This is a genomic window from Kribbella sp. NPDC049584, from assembly GCF_040675555.1.
Classification (GTDB): domain Bacteria; phylum Actinomycetota; class Actinomycetes; order Propionibacteriales; family Kribbellaceae; genus Kribbella.
On record NZ_JBFAPF010000002.1, the window covers coordinates 430,955 to 444,446 of the forward strand.

13 protein-coding genes are annotated in these 13,492 nt (G+C 67.9%); 6 read left to right on the top strand and 7 right to left on the bottom strand.

Annotated elements, in window-relative coordinates; genetic code table 11:
• Window positions 1-27: 27 nt before the first annotated feature.
• Genes AB0J62_RS08840 through AB0J62_RS08850 form a run of 3 tightly spaced genes read left to right on the top strand, consistent with a single transcriptional unit; the run spans window position 28 to window position 2,571 of the window.
• Window positions 28-654, top strand: a complete 627-nt coding sequence (locus AB0J62_RS08840) for a TetR/AcrR family transcriptional regulator (protein ID WP_363866118.1) — start codon at window positions 28-30, stop codon at window positions 652-654.
• A gap of 48 nt (window positions 655-702) precedes the next feature.
• Window positions 703-1,302, top strand: a complete 600-nt coding sequence (locus tag AB0J62_RS08845) for a dihydrofolate reductase family protein (protein WP_363866121.1) — start codon at window positions 703-705, stop codon at window positions 1,300-1,302.
• A 42-nt stretch (window positions 1,303-1,344) separates the two neighbouring features.
• Window positions 1,345-2,571, top strand: coding sequence for a deoxyguanosinetriphosphate triphosphohydrolase (locus AB0J62_RS08850; RefSeq protein ID WP_363866124.1), 1,227 nt, complete (start codon window positions 1,345-1,347; stop codon window positions 2,569-2,571).
• A gap of 335 nt (window positions 2,572-2,906) precedes the next feature.
• On the opposite strand, the gene AB0J62_RS08855 is transcribed toward AB0J62_RS08850, so the two are convergent.
• A complete protein-coding gene (locus tag AB0J62_RS08855) occupies window positions 2,907-4,775 on the bottom strand; it encodes a sialidase family protein (RefSeq protein WP_363866127.1) in 1,869 nt (622 codons plus the stop codon).
• A gap of 97 nt (window positions 4,776-4,872) precedes the next feature.
• Here AB0J62_RS08855 and AB0J62_RS08860 point away from each other — a divergent pair, with 97 nt between their 5' ends.
• Window positions 4,873-6,129 (top strand): FAD/NAD(P)-binding oxidoreductase, encoded by a 1,257-nt coding sequence (locus AB0J62_RS08860; protein ID WP_363866130.1) that lies wholly within the window; start codon window positions 4,873-4,875, stop codon window positions 6,127-6,129.
• On the opposite strand, the gene AB0J62_RS08865 is transcribed toward AB0J62_RS08860, so the two are convergent.
• Entirely contained in the window at window positions 6,126-6,974 is an 849-nt protein-coding gene (locus AB0J62_RS08865; RefSeq protein WP_363866133.1) for a biopolymer transporter Tol, read from the bottom strand. The genes AB0J62_RS08860 and AB0J62_RS08865 overlap by 4 nt on opposite strands.
• A gap of 40 nt (window positions 6,975-7,014) precedes the next feature.
• Between AB0J62_RS08865 and dnaG the strand changes: the two genes are divergently transcribed.
• Entirely contained in the window at window positions 7,015-8,970 is a 1,956-nt protein-coding gene (gene dnaG / locus AB0J62_RS08870; RefSeq protein ID WP_363866136.1) for a DNA primase, read from the top strand.
• Here the strand turns inward: dnaG and AB0J62_RS08875 are convergent.
• Window positions 8,967-9,569, bottom strand: a complete 603-nt coding sequence (locus AB0J62_RS08875) for a TetR family transcriptional regulator (protein ID WP_363866138.1) — start codon at window positions 9,567-9,569, stop codon at window positions 8,967-8,969. The genes dnaG and AB0J62_RS08875 overlap by 4 nt on opposite strands.
• Window positions 9,570-9,660: 91 nt before the next feature.
• Between AB0J62_RS08875 and AB0J62_RS08880 the strand changes: the two genes are divergently transcribed.
• A complete protein-coding gene (locus tag AB0J62_RS08880; protein ID WP_363866141.1) occupies window positions 9,661-10,779 on the top strand; it encodes an NAD(P)/FAD-dependent oxidoreductase in 1,119 nt (372 codons plus the stop codon).
• Here AB0J62_RS08880 and AB0J62_RS08885 read toward each other — a convergent pair.
• From AB0J62_RS08885 to AB0J62_RS08900, 4 genes are all read right to left on the bottom strand, one after another.
• Complete coding sequence (locus AB0J62_RS08885) at window positions 10,776-11,792, bottom strand: aminoglycoside phosphotransferase family protein (RefSeq protein ID WP_363866144.1); 1,017 nt, start codon at window positions 11,790-11,792, stop codon at window positions 10,776-10,778. The genes AB0J62_RS08880 and AB0J62_RS08885 overlap by 4 nt on opposite strands.
• Window positions 11,779-12,261 carry a DUF664 domain-containing protein gene (locus AB0J62_RS08890; protein WP_363866147.1) on the bottom strand — a complete coding sequence of 161 codons (483 nt, stop codon included), beginning with the start codon at window positions 12,259-12,261 and terminating at the stop codon, window positions 11,779-11,781. Before AB0J62_RS08890 ends, AB0J62_RS08885 begins: the two co-directional genes overlap by 14 nt.
• A gap of 71 nt (window positions 12,262-12,332) precedes the next feature.
• Window positions 12,333-12,830, bottom strand: a complete 498-nt coding sequence (locus AB0J62_RS08895) for a hypothetical protein (RefSeq protein ID WP_363866150.1) — start codon at window positions 12,828-12,830, stop codon at window positions 12,333-12,335.
• 4 nt (window positions 12,831-12,834) lie between these two features.
• Window positions 12,835-13,455, bottom strand: coding sequence for a GNAT family N-acetyltransferase (locus tag AB0J62_RS08900; protein ID WP_363866153.1), 621 nt, complete (start codon window positions 13,453-13,455; stop codon window positions 12,835-12,837).
• Window positions 13,456-13,492 lie beyond the last annotated feature (37 nt).

The window sequence follows — 13,492 nt, forward strand, 5'->3', positions numbered from 1 at the left end:
CGTCAAGGGCAACTAGGATCTGGAGCCGTGGAGAAGGTCGACGGACGGTTGGTGCGGGGTGACCAGACCCGCCGCGCCGTGCTGCGCCGGTCCGTCGACATCGCCTCGGTCGACGGGCTCGAGGGTCTGTCGATCGGGCGGCTCGCGACCGAGCTCGGGATCAGCAAGAGCGGCCTGTTCGCGCATTTCGGCTCGAAGGAGGAGCTGCAGCTCTCGACGATCCGGGCCGCGCGGCGGATCTACGCCGACAACGTCGTGCTCCCGGCCTTCGAGGTCGAGCCCGGTCTCGGACGCGTGTGGGCGTTGAGCAAACAGTGGCTCGACTACTCGCAGAGCCGAGTGTTTCCGGGTGGCTGCTTCTTCCAGAAGGTCTCGCACGAGTTCTCCGCGCGCGACAGCGCCGTGACGGAGATGCTCGCGGCGGTGCACGACGAGTGGATGGATCTGATCGAGACCACGATCGGCGAGGCGATCTCACGAGGTGAGCTCACCGGTGACCCGAAGCAGCTCGCGTTCGACCTCAACGCGTACTACGAGGCCGCGAACCTCGCCTCGATCCTGCACAACGACGACACGACCTACGAGCACGCCCGTCAGGCAGTGCGAACCCGACTCGAATCGGCCGTAGTCCCCGGCACGCCGCTGCCCTGGTGAGTCGTCGAACAGCTCGGTTTGTCGGTGGGTGTCCCTAGGTTTGGGGATATGCACGTGGTGGCTCAGCTGGCGGTTTCGCTGGACGGGGTGGCGTCGGGGTTCGACGTCGACCTCGCCCGGTTCTATGCGCTGGCCTCACTCTGGCAGGAGGACGTGACTCTCGTCGGCGCCGACACGATCCTCGCCCAGGAGTCCGACGTACTCGCGGCTCCCCGGCGCGGCCCGCGACCGGAGGGCCCGCTGCTTGCCGTCGTCGACAGCCGAGCCCGCGTCCACAGCTGGAACGCACTCCGTGACCTCGGCTACTGGTCCGACGTCCTCGCCTTGTACGCCGACCAGACCCCACCTCGTCCGTCCGACGCGACGACCCGCGAACTCGTCACCGGCTACGACCAGGTGGACCTCGCCGAAATCCTCACAGTCCTGGGCCGACGGGGCATCCAGACCGTCCGGGTGGATTCGTCCGGCGCCCTCCTCCGAGCCTGCTTAGAACTGGATCTCATCGACGAGCTTGCCCTTCTCGTCCACCCGGTCCTGGTCGGCACCGGCGAACGCTGGTGCGACACCCGCCAACTCAACCTCCACCACGTCGGCACCGAGGTCTTCAAGGACGGCGTGCTCTGGATGCGTTACTGCGTAGCCATCTGAACGCCGCAAAACTGTCCGTGCTCGCGGCTACTGTGTGCAGTAATGAGGAAGCAGCACGAGGGGTACGACGAGCACGACGCGGAGCGCTGGGTTGCCGAGCCGGTCAAGCGACCGGGCCGGACCGCCTTCGCGCGTGATCGCGCGCGGGTGCTGCACAGCGCGGCGCTGCGACGACTGGCCGCCAAGACGCAGGTCGTGACGGCCGGCAGCGACGACTTCGTCCGCAACCGGCTGACCCACAGTCTCGAGGTCGCCCAGATCGGCCGTGAGCTCGCGGCGACGCTCGGCTGCGATCCGGACATCGTGGACGCGGCCTGCCTGTCCCACGATCTCGGACATCCTCCGTTCGGCCACAACGGCGAGCGCGCGCTCGACCAGGTCGCGACGGACATCGGCGGGTTCGAGGGCAACGCGCAGACGCTGCGATTGCTGACCCGGCTGGAGTCGAAGACCTTCGACGCCGAGGGGCGCAGCGTCGGGCTGAATCTGAGCCGCGCCACGCTCGACGCCGCGACGAAGTACCCCTGGCCGCGCCGCCCCGGCGAGCGGAAGTTCGGCGTGTACGACGACGATCTCGCCGTTTTCACCTGGTTGCGGCCCGGCGTGGGGGAGCGGCGCTGCCTGGAGGCGCAGGTGATGGACTTCGCCGACGACGTGGCGTACTCCGTGCACGACGTCGAGGACGCGATCGTCGCCCACCATCTCGACCTCGCCGCGGTCGACGCGGACCGGGCGCCGTACTGGGAGACGGTCCGGCAGATGTACTTGCCGGAGGCAACCGATGCGGAGCTGGACGAGGGCTGGGCCCGGCTGACCGCGCTGAACTACTGGCCTGGTTCGGCCTTCGACGACAGCCGGCGTGCGCTCGGCGGCTTGAAAGACCTCACCAGCCAGCTCATCGGCCGCTTCGCCACCGCGGCCGAGCAGGCCACGCATGCCGTGTTCGGTCGCTCGCGGCTGATCCGCTACGAGGCCGACCTGATCGTCCCCGACGGCATCCGCACCGAGATCGGTCTGCTCAAGGGGGTGGGCATGTTCCACGTCCTCAACTCACCCGAGCGCCAGGCTCGCCGCGCGACTCAGCGCGAGCTGCTCACCGAGCTGGTCGAGGCGCTGTGGAAGACGGCCCCACGCAACCTGGACCTGCCGTTCCAGTCCGACTTCGCGGACGCGGCCGACGACAACGCCCGGCTGCGCGTTGTCGTCGACCAGGTCGCGTCCCTCACCGACCCCTCAGCTCTGGCCTGGCACACCCAACTCACCCCCTGACACCCCCGCTCGCTTCCGCCCGGTCACCGCGCCGCGCCCGCCCGCGCCCCACTCGCCTGCGCCCCGCTGTGGTCCGTCTGAGGGGTCAACCCCTCGCCTGGTCGGTTGCGGAGCCGGATTGTGCCTACGCAACCGACCACCTGCGGGGTTGACCCCTCAGACATCCGGGTCCGCGGGTCTACGACGGGGGCGACGACGAGTCGGGGATCGACGGCGGCTTGGGGGCCCGCCTATCTGCAGCTCGACAGTACGTATAGGTCCACTGACGCCGGACCCCCGCGTGGATTCACTCCGCGCGCGGCGCAATCAGTGGCTATGTCCTGTCGAGCTGCGGATCAGTGGATCGCAGTGAAGGGGAGATCGAGACCGAGGCGGTTCACGATCGGCTTGTTGGTCTCGCGAATCTGCTGCAGTTCCGCATCCGACAACGCACGCCGATAGACACGCACCTCGTCGAGCGTGCCCTGGAAGCGGTTGGCGCCGTCGACCCGCTGCCCGACGTGAATGCCTTGTACGCCGAACTCCTTGCCCGCCGTCACCGAACCCGCGGGCGCCGTCGCTGAGCCGACCTCAACCCCGTCGACCAACAACCGCAGCTTCCCGTTCACCCGTTGGAGAACGACGTGATGCCACTGGTCATCGTTATAGGCCGAGGTGGACTGGACGGTGACGTTGTAGCGGTCCACCGCCAGCAGCGCACGGATGCGATTGCTCTCCGGCTCCGCCCGCAACCAGACCTGTGGTGTCGTTCCGGAACCCGTGCGATAGGCCCACAGGATCGCGTGCGACCCGGTCGTCGCGCCGTACTTGATCCACGTCATCATCGTGAAGTCGTCCGCCCCGAGATCGATCGACCGGTCGAACGGCACCTCGACGTAGTCGTCCACCCCGTCCATCGCCAGCCCGTTCCCGAACTTGCCTGCGGCAACAGTCGCCCCGCCGCGGACGTACGCCGGATTGTGCGCCGGCCCGACATCGGCCGTCGTCGGCCCGGGCGCGGGCGGGCCGGGAATGCCCGGCGGCGTACCGTTCGGCGTCGAGAGGTACGCCTCGTTGAACCGTGCCCAGCGGATCGTCTCGTACGGGTTCGCGACACCGGCCTCGTACAACAGCCCGGCCTGATCCCCGTCCAGCCGCACCATGTCGGAGTACGCCGACGGACCCCAGTAGAAGACCTTGCCCTGTTCCCACGTGCCGAACGACCGCGCCTCGTCGTACGACGATCGCACCGTCATCACCTCGCGCGCGGCCGGATGGGCCGGGGCCGAGAACAGGATCCGGTTCCGCCGATCGCCCTCGTTCCGCGCGCTGAACCGGAGCAGTGAGCCTTGTACGTCGGGCATCACCAGCTGCGGGATGGTCTTGAACGGCGCGTCGAAGGTGGCCCCGCCGTCGCTGCTGATCGCGTACGCCCGGTTGCCCGGATCGGTCCCGCGTTCGCGTGCCAGTGCGTAGATCCGGCCGTCGGTCAGCTCGACGACGGTGATCTCGCCGACGATCACCTTGCCGTCGTCGCGGGCCATCGTCGCGCCGATGTGCCAGGTCTCACCGGAGTCGTCGCTGTAGATGAGATGGCCGCCGTAAACGTGCTTGCCGGCGCCGTCGTACGTCTCGTAGGTCGCGCCAACGATCAGCCGGCCGGCGTGCGGACCGTGCTCGAGCTGGATCCCGTGCATCGGGCCGGTCGCGTACCAGAAGTTCCAGCTCGGCAGCTTCGCGTCGGTCAGCTCACGCGGGGCCGTCCAGGTCGCGCCGAAGTCGTCGCTGGTCTGCACGTACGGGTCGCGGTCACAGCCGTTCGTGCACGGCTGTGGGCCGTTGTGGGTGGTGACGAGCGCGATCCGGCCGGTCTTCTGGTCGACGATCGGCACCGGGTTGCCGTGCGTGCTCCCGTTGCCTTCGGAGACCACCTGCAGCGGACCCCACGTCTTACCACCGTCCGAGGATCGCTTCAGCACGATGTCGATATCGCCGTCGTCGCCGCAGTCCGCGACTCGTCCTTCGGCGAACGCGAGCACTTCACCGTCGGTCGCGTGGACCACGGCGGGGATCCGGAAGCACGAATACCCCTCGGTCTTCTGCTGGAACAGCACGCTGTCGTCGACGAAGGGTGCTTCGCCGGAGGCCCGAGCGGGTGGAGCTGTGAGAGTGCCGAACATCAAGAGGGCGGCGGCCACGAGACGGGCCGGTCTGAGTACGCGCATGACTCTCCCGGGGAGGACATAGGACGTCTGATGTCCTCGACAAATTAGCCAACCGGTCCTGCTTTTACAAGAGGTCGGCGGGTACTAGGGTCTTCCTATGGTTGATACGGCTTCTGGTTCTGCGCAGATTGTCATCGTCGGTGCGAGTCTCGCGGGAGCGAGCGCGGCCGAGGCCCTCCGGGCGGAAGGCTGGACCGGTGGTGTCCTCCTGATCGGCAGTGAGCAGTCCCTGCCGTACGAGCGACCGCCCTTGTCGAAGGACGTGCTGCTCGCGAAGAAGGGGACGGAGTCCGCTCAACTGCACGACCAGCAGTGGTACGACGACAACAAGATCGACCTGCGTCTCGGGACGACGGTCACCGCGATCGACCCGGCCGCGCACTCGGTGACGCTCGACGACGGCTCGCAGGTGTCCTACAGCAAGCTTCTGATCGCGACGGGCAGCCGGGTCCGCAAGCTCGACGTGCCCGGCGCCGATCTGCCCGGCGTGCACTACCTGCGGACGGCGGAGGAGTCCCAGGCGCTGACCGACGCGTACGCCGCGAAGCCGCGCGTTGTCGTGATCGGTGCGGGATGGATCGGCCTGGAGGCGGCGTCGGCCGCGCGTGAGCGGGGCAGTGAGGTCACGGTCGTCGAGCCGCAGTCCACCGCGCTGGCATCGGTGATGGGTGAAGAGGTCGGCGAGGTGTTCGCCGACTTCCAGCGGCAGCACGGCGTTCAGTTCCGCTTCGGCACCGGGGTCGAGGGCTTCGAGGGCACCGACAAGGTGACCGGTGTCCGCTTGTCCGGCGGCGAGGTGCTGCCGGCGGACCTGGTGGTCGTCGGTGTCGGCGTGCAGCCGAACACCGAGCTAGCCGAGGAGGCCGGCATCGAGGTCGCGACGCCCGACAACGGCGCCGGCATCGTGACAGGCGCCAACCTGCAGACCTCGGCCGAGGACGTGTACGCGGCCGGTGACATCGCCCGCTGGGACCACCCGCAGTACGGCCGCCCAGTCCGTGTCGAGCACTGGCAGAACGCGAAGGACAGCGGCAAGACGGCCGCGAAGGCGATGCTCGGCGAGGACGTGGCCTACGACTCGATCCCGTACTTCTTCACCGACCAGTTCGACCTCGGCATGGAGTACGCCGGCGACGTCCCGCGCGGCGCGTCGTACCAGGTCGTGTTCCGCGGTGATCCGAAGTCCGGCGCCTACATGGTCTTCTGGCTCGACGACGACCACCGGGTGCTGGCCGGCATGCACGTCAACCTGTGGGACACCGGACTCGACGCGGTCCGCGAGCTCATTCGCTCCGGCAAGCAGGTCGATCCGGCCCGCCTCGCCGACACCTCGGTCGAGCTGTCCGACGTCTAGATCGGGTAGGTGACGTACGCGAACTGCGCGCTGTCCGGCGACCAGCTCGGGACGTTCATCGTTCCCTGGCCGCCGAACAGCTTCGTAAGTTCGCGTACTTCGCCGTCGTTCGTGAGCAGACGGAGTCGTACGTCGTCGATGTCGGCGGGATGCCCCTCGGTGCCGGGCGGGAAGCTCACGTACGCGATCGCCGAGCCGTCCGGCGCCGGGTGCGGGAACCAGTTGACGCGCTCGTCGTTCGTCAGCTGCTCGACCTCACCGCTGCCGACCGCGATCCGGAACAGCTGCGCCTGGCCGGCCCGCTCCGAGTTGAAGTAGATCCACTTGCCGTCCGGTCCGTACTCCGACCCGTCGTCGGCGAACTCGTCGTTCGTCACCTGGACGTCCGCGCCGCCGGCGCTGGGGATCGTCCAGACGTTGGTGATCCGCCGGCCGTCACGGTTCTCGAGCCCGATGTACGCCAGCGTCTCACCATCCGGCGAGACCCCGTGCAAGTAGTGGTGGAAGCCCGGTCCACGATCGTTCGTCACCCGGCGCCCGGGTCCGCCTTCGATCGGCACGGCGTACAGATGGCCGTCGTCGGCGGACACATAGACCGTCCGGCCGTCCGGGCTGACCACGTGGTCGTTGTTGATGTCGGGCACTCCGCCGAGCTCGATCTCCTCGAGATCGTCGTTCACCCGGAACAGCCGCCCGTTGCCGTTGACGATCAGGTTTCCGTCCGGCGTCCAGTTCGGTGCCTCGAAGAGGATGTCGGACGAGCTGAACACCAGGCGGTGCTCCCCGCTCGTCACCTCGACGACGTACAACTCGGACCGCTGACCAGCGCGAAGAGTTCGTGGCATACCCGCAAACCTATGTGATCGGTCCAGCTAGACTCGCGGGGTGGCAGGCCGGATCAAGGAAGAGGACATCGCGCTGGTGCGCGAGCGGGCCCGGATCGACGACGTCGTGGGTTCGTACGTGACCTTGAAGAACGCCGGCGGCGGCAACCTCAAGGGGCTGTGCCCGTTCCACGACGAGAAGTCGCCGTCGTTCAACGTCACCCCGGCCCGCGGGTTCTTTTACTGCTTCGGCTGCCAAGAGGGCGGCGACGTCATCGACTTCATCCAGAAGATCGACCAGATCACCTTCAGTGAAGCGGTCGAGACGCTGGCGTCGAAGGTCGGCATCCAGCTGCGGTACGAGGACTCCGGCGCGCCGGTGCAGCGTGGTCCGGGCAATCAGCGGCCGCGGCTCGTCGAGGCGCACAAGATCGCGGCCGAGTTCTACGTCGACCAGCTGTTCGGTGCGGCCGAGGCGGCGCCGGGCCGGCAGTTCCTCGACAAGCGCGGCTTCGACAAGGACGCCGCCGTTCACTTCGGCGTGGGGTTCTCGCCGCGCGGTGGCGACGTACTGACGAACCACCTGCGCGGTCGCGGTTTCACGAACGCCGAGCTGGTCGCGTCGGGTCTGTCGGCCGACGGGCAGCGCGGGCTGTACGACCGGTTCCGCGGACGGCTCATGTGGCCGATCCGGGACGCGTCGTCGGACGTCATCGGCTTCGGCGCGCGGCGGCTGTTCGACGACGACCGGATCGAAGCGAAGTACCTGAACACGCCCGAGACGCCGATCTACAAGAAGTCCAAGGTCCTGTACGGCGTGGATCTCGCGCGGCGGGAGATCGCCAAGGGCCGGCAGGCCGTGGTCGTCGAGGGCTACACCGACGTGATGGCCTGCCACCTGGCCGGAGTACAGACCGCGGTCGCCACCTGCGGCACGGCGTTCGGCGAGGATCACGCGCGGGTGCTGCGGCAGCTGCTGCTGGACCACGATCAGTTCCGCGGCGAGGTGATCTTCACCTTCGACGGTGACGAGGCGGGTCAGCGAGCGGCGTTGAAGGCGTTCGCGGGGGACCAGGCGTTCGCGGCGCAGACGTACGTCGCGGTCGAGCCGGACGGCCTCGACCCGTGTGATCTGCGGCTGGAGAAGGGGGATGCGGCGGTCCGTGAGCTGATCGGGCGACGGGTCCCGCTGTATCGGTTCGTGCTCGGAAATGTGTTGTCGAAGTACGACCTGGATCGCGCGGACACGCGGATCGATGCGCTGCGCGATGCGGCGCGGCTGGTGATCAGCATCCGCGACCGGTCGAAGGTGGACGCCTTCACGCGGGAGCTCGCCGGGCACCTGGGGATGGACGAGGATCAGGTTCGCTCCGAGGTGTACCGGGCCGCGTCCAGGCAGGGCACGCAGGCGGCGTCCGGACAGGCTGGACGTCCGACTGTCGGGCAGGCCGGGCAGCCCGGGCCGCCTGGGCAGCCTGCCCCGCCTGGCTCGACTGGTGATGCTGCGCAGCAGCCTCGGCGCGCCGATGTGCCCTCACCGCGGGACCAGCGGTACGTGATCGAATGGGACGTGCTGAAGGTCGCGATGCAGCACCCGGCGCTGGTCGGCGTCGCCTTCGACGAGCTTGACGACCATGACTTCACCCACCCCTGGCTGGCCGCGATCCGGACCGCGATGGCGAAGGCCGGAGGCCCCGCCGCGGCGCCTGCGGCGGAGGCGTGGGTGGTCGCCGTACGCGATGCCATCGGCAACGATCCGGCGGCTGCGGTCGTCGGCGCGCTGGCCGTGGATCCGTTGCGGCTCGGTCGCGAGCCGGATGAGCAGTACGCGCAGGCGTTGCTGGCCCGGCTGCAGGAGCTGACCTGCGCGCGGCGTATCCAGGACCTGAAGTCGAAGCTGCAGCGGACGAATCCGATCGAGCGCGCGGACGAGTACAACCGGATGTTCGGCGAGCTGATCGCCCTCGAGGCCTACAAGGCCGAGCTCCGCAACCGCGCGATCTCCGGCGCGATCTAGTCCTCTTTGAGGTGTTCGACCAGTCGCGTCGTCTCCTCGGCGTACCTGGTGGCGAACTCGTCGCTGTCCGGGTCGAGGCCGAGCGCCCTCGCGATCTGCGGGAACACGACCGGCGCCGCGGCCAGGCCGAAGAGCGCGAGGCCGGTGTACGCCGCGTCCAGGTTGGCGGCGAGCTCGCCGTCGGTCTGCCGTTGGCGGAAGTCGTCGAGCATGTTCTGGAACCGGGCTCGCTGCCCTTCCGGATCGAGCGCGCTGGTGTCGCGGTCGACGGCCTCACGCACGAGAAGGCGGAGCAGGTCGGGCTGCGCGATCGACGTACGGGCGTAGGCGGCGACCATCTCGCCGAGTGATTCCGCGTCGGCGGCGATGGCCGGCTCATCGGCCCGCCAGCGATCGGCGACCGCGCGGTACAGGCCCTCTTTGCCGCCGAAGTAGTACGAGATCAGTTGCTTGTTCACGCCTGCCCTTGCAGCGATCTCGCTGACCCGCGCGCCGCTGAACCCGTGCGCGCCGAACTCGATCACCGCCGCGTCCAGCAACTGCTGCTGGGTGCGCTCGGCGTCCCGTTGCCGCTCGTCGGGTCCCGGTGATCTCCGCACGAAAACCATCCTAGCGGACAGCCATCCGGTGTGCTAACTTAATCAACCGGACGGATGATAGAGCTTGATGTGCGGATGATTGGAGGCGGCGATGAAGGTTGCGATCGTGGGTGCCGGGATCGGTGGACTCGCGCTGGCGCAGGGACTGCTCAGGGCCGGGGTGGACGTGAAGGTGTTCGAGCGCGACCCCTCGCCGAGGCACCGCAATCAGGGGTACCGGATCCACATCAGTTCGGTGGGGGAGGAGGCGCTGGCCGCCGTGCTGCCGGATGGCGTGCGACGTCGCGTGATCGCGACCGCCACCAGGCCGGGTGATCTCCTGGCGGCGTTCGACGCCCAGCTGAATGTGCAGTTCGAGCAGGAGTTCCCGATCGCGGGTCCGGACGCGGTGACGTCGGTGGACAGGTATGCGTTCCGGCGGGCGTTGATGACCGGCCTCGACGACGTGCTCGAGTTCGGCAAGGAGTTCGAGTCGTACGTCGAGACACCGGAGGGGGTCGAGATCTCCTTTGTGGACGGGACTTCCGTCGTCGCCGACGTGCTCGTCGGTGCCGACGGGGTGGGCTCGCGCGTGCGTGGGCATCTGCTGCCCGAGCTCGACGTCGTGGACATCGGGGTTCGGTGCATCTACGGAAAGGTGCCTTTGACAACGGCTGTCCAGTCGGTGGCGCCGCCGGCGTTCCTGCGCGGGTTCTGCTTCGTGAGCGATGGTGCCGGGACGGGTGCAGCGTTCGGGCCGGTCCTATTTCGCGAGCCGCCGGGGGAGTACGGCGACTATCTGATGGCGGTCCTCACCGGGACGAACGAGGTGCTCGGTGCGTCGGACGAGGAGCTCTTCACGATGAGCCCGGTCGAGCTGTGGGAGATCGTGACGCGATCCGTCGCCGATTGGCATCCGGCGATCCGTGCGTTGGTCGATGCGGCCGAGGTAGACGCGGCCTTCCCGATCACGCTACGGACCTGCATCAACGTGCCGTCCTGGACGTCGGATCGAGTCACGCTGCTCGGCGACGCCGTACATCCAATGACACCGGCCGCCGGCGCAGGCGCCAACACCGCCCTCTGGGACGCCGCGCGCCTCACGAAGGCGCTGACATCCGGCGAAGACCTAGCGTCGTACCAACGCGACCTGATCACCAACGGCCAGGCAGTCGTAACCGAGTCCCTCCACAACGCCGAACGCCTGTTCCGAGTGTCGATCCCGGTCTAGCGCTTGAGCCGGTCGCGCAAGCTGTCCTGTACTTCGGCGAGACGTTCGAGCATCAGCAATGCAGCGTCGTGTCGTGCCCGCGCGTAGAGCTCGAGCGACGGCGTCACTGCACTCGGATCGTCAAACGGCTGGGCCAGTGGGTATGTCGACGCCACCGTGTAGGCGCAGCCGGCCGCAACCGTGGAAACGAGGTCGTCAACGCGTGCTGCCGGATGTTCGTCCCGGTAGGCGATCAGCAGTTCCGGAAGGCCGCTGATCCACTCGTCGCCGAGCATCACAGTCCGCGGGTCGCAGCCGATCCTCGCGATCTCCCAGGCGGCGAAGCGCGGAGCAGATGGCTGGAAGTCGATCACTGCGGCCACATCGTCCCCGCAGAGCATCAGATTCGGCGATGCCAAGTCTCCATGCACAACCTGAACCGTCAGCTCCGGCAGGCCGGCCAGGATCGCGCCGGCCCGATCGAGCAGCCCTCGCCGCTCCTTGGCCGCCTCCCACGCCCACTGCTCGAACCGGCTCAAGGTCGCCCGATTCCCGTACCCGTCGATAATCCGATCGAAGGACTGCCATGCTCGTCCCACATCTCGCACTCCGGCCGCCGCGCGCAACGTCGGCGCCGCCGCAGGATGTTCAGCCAACCGCCGATGCAACCTCCCCAGCACCTGTCCGACCGCCGGCCATCTCGCGCCGATCAGCCCACCCTCGGCCGTCTCGCCGTCGACGAACTCCCACAACGACATCGGCACCCGCTCGTCGATCAGCTGCCCATCGAGCGTCCGCCGTACCTCAGGTACTGGTACGCCGCCTTGCCTGGCGAATTCCGCCAGCTCGATCGCCGCACGTTCGCGCTCGAGCTCCCCGCGGTACACCTTCGCGAACCAACGACATCCCGTGTCGTCGACGACGCGGAAGTTGATCGTCACCGTGCCCGCGCGGATCTCGGTCACCTCGACAGCGTGCACGCCGTACGAGCGTGCCAACGCGTCTGCAATCCTCTCCGGCTCACTCAGGATCATTGCCCCTCACGCCGTCGACCGCTTCACGCAGGACATCCGCATGCCCGGTGTGCTTCAGGTACTCCTCGAGCAGGTCGATCAGAATCCGCCGCCGGTTCGACGACCACCTCGGGTCCGGGTCGGCAATCACCACGTCGAGGCCGCCGTCGGCACTCAGCTCCTCCCAGGCGGCGCGAGATCGCGCAGCAGCGCCGTACCAAAGCCCGTAGAGCTCCTCCGGCTCGTCCGTGACCGCCGATTCCCAACTCCACCGATCGTTCTCAACCCAGCTCCTGCCGTCCCACGGCGCCGCGAGCGGTTGCGTCGCGGCCCGCGCCGTGAAGCCGTCGTCGACGAACGCCATGTGCTTCACCAGGCCAGCCAACGTCATCGCCGACGGCGCATGCCGCCGACGCAACTGCTCCGCATCAAGCCCGCCGGTCTTCCAGGCAAACTGCTTCCGCACTCTGTCCAGCGCGAACTGCAGCATCTGCACTTCATCCCCGCGCGGACACTCGACAAGCGGCAGATCTCTCCAATCCATGGAGAAAGGAGAACACGTCAGGAGCCCAGCAGACGGGTGGTGCGTTGACGAGCACGACTCAGCAATCCCGTCTGCGGTGCAACCTCCTGCGCCCCGGGCTCGAGGAGCTTGGTCAGGGTCGGGTACCAGCCCGACCTGGCCGGGTCCGCGCGCATCGTCCGGAGTGCCGGGCTCGCGTCCAACGTGGCCTTGATGTACTTCGCCCAGGACTTGCGATCGTCGTCGGAGTAGTTGTCGCGCCCGTCCCAGATGCACTCGAGAACGTCGAGCTGCAGTTCGGCGACCGCTTCGACGAGGTTGTAGTCGGCGTGGCGCGCCGGGCAGACCCGGTTCTCGTAGAAGTACGGCCGTAGCTTCGGATGCGCAACGAACATCCGATCCACCTCGAGCATCAGGTCGGTCGCGCTCCGGTACGTCGTGATGCGCAAGCTCCGCATACCGATCCGCCAGGCGATCACGGCGGAGATCACCGACACCAGCAGAGCAACGATCGAAAGAGACTGTGCCAACGACACGACGTCACCCCCGCTCGCCGAGGCTGTGCACGGCTGCGGCGATGAGCTTGTGGTCGGACGGCAGCCCGTAGCCCTCCCGGTACAGCGCCTTGAGCAAACCGGCCAGCGTTTCCGGGTCGAGCTCCGCGCGATCGGCGTCGTACCACATCAGCAGAAGCCGCTCACGGTTCGTTCCTTGGACATCCGGTACGACGTACTCGACGTTCTCGACGAGCTTCGCACCCAGCCGTTGGTAGAACGCGATGCGTCGCTCCCGGATGGACCGCTCGTCCGGATCGCCCGCGTCGTCCGGATCCTCGACCTCGAAGATCAGCCGGCGGATCTCCGGCTGATCGAGCAACGCCGTCCACAGCGCCGACCCATGGCCCTTGCTCCGCACGGTTCCGTCGATCGCGAAGTACTCCAGGAAATCCCAGGGCACCGAGCTGAACGGGAGTATGACGGCGATTCCGATCGGTGCGCCGTTGTCGAGCTGCAACCAGGCGAGGACCTCGCTGTCGCGGATCGACTCGGTCAACGCGTCGAACGGTTCCCGCTGCCGCAACGGGAAGCTGTCCGCGTAGATCCGGCCGGCGGCTGCGACCCTGGCCGAGTCGGCATGCGCCAGCGATTCAAGTTCTGTCATCCCCCACCCCCGACTCAAGCAAGCAGCGCCCCGGCGG

Excerpts from the sequence above, each read along its gene's own strand:
- AB0J62_RS08845 (WP_363866121.1), top strand. The coding sequence starts at position 703 with ATGCACGTGGTGGCTCAGCTGGCGGTTTCGCTGGACGGGGTGGCGTCG.
- AB0J62_RS08850 (WP_363866124.1), top strand. The coding sequence starts at position 1,345 with ATGAGGAAGCAGCACGAGGGGTACGACGAGCACGACGCGGAGCGCTGG.
- AB0J62_RS08855 (WP_363866127.1), bottom strand. The coding sequence starts at position 4,775 with ATGCGCGTACTCAGACCGGCCCGTCTCGTGGCCGCCGCCCTCTTGATG.
- AB0J62_RS08860 (WP_363866130.1), top strand. The coding sequence starts at position 4,873 with ATGGTTGATACGGCTTCTGGTTCTGCGCAGATTGTCATCGTCGGTGCG.
- AB0J62_RS08865 (WP_363866133.1), bottom strand. The coding sequence starts at position 6,974 with ATGCCACGAACTCTTCGCGCTGGTCAGCGGTCCGAGTTGTACGTCGTC.
- AB0J62_RS08880 (WP_363866141.1), top strand. The coding sequence starts at position 9,661 with ATGAAGGTTGCGATCGTGGGTGCCGGGATCGGTGGACTCGCGCTGGCG.
- AB0J62_RS08885 (WP_363866144.1), bottom strand. The coding sequence starts at position 11,792 with ATGATCCTGAGTGAGCCGGAGAGGATTGCAGACGCGTTGGCACGCTCG.
- AB0J62_RS08890 (WP_363866147.1), bottom strand. The coding sequence starts at position 12,261 with ATGCTGCAGTTCGCGCTGGACAGAGTGCGGAAGCAGTTTGCCTGGAAG.
- AB0J62_RS08900 (WP_363866153.1), bottom strand. The coding sequence starts at position 13,455 with ATGACAGAACTTGAATCGCTGGCGCATGCCGACTCGGCCAGGGTCGCA.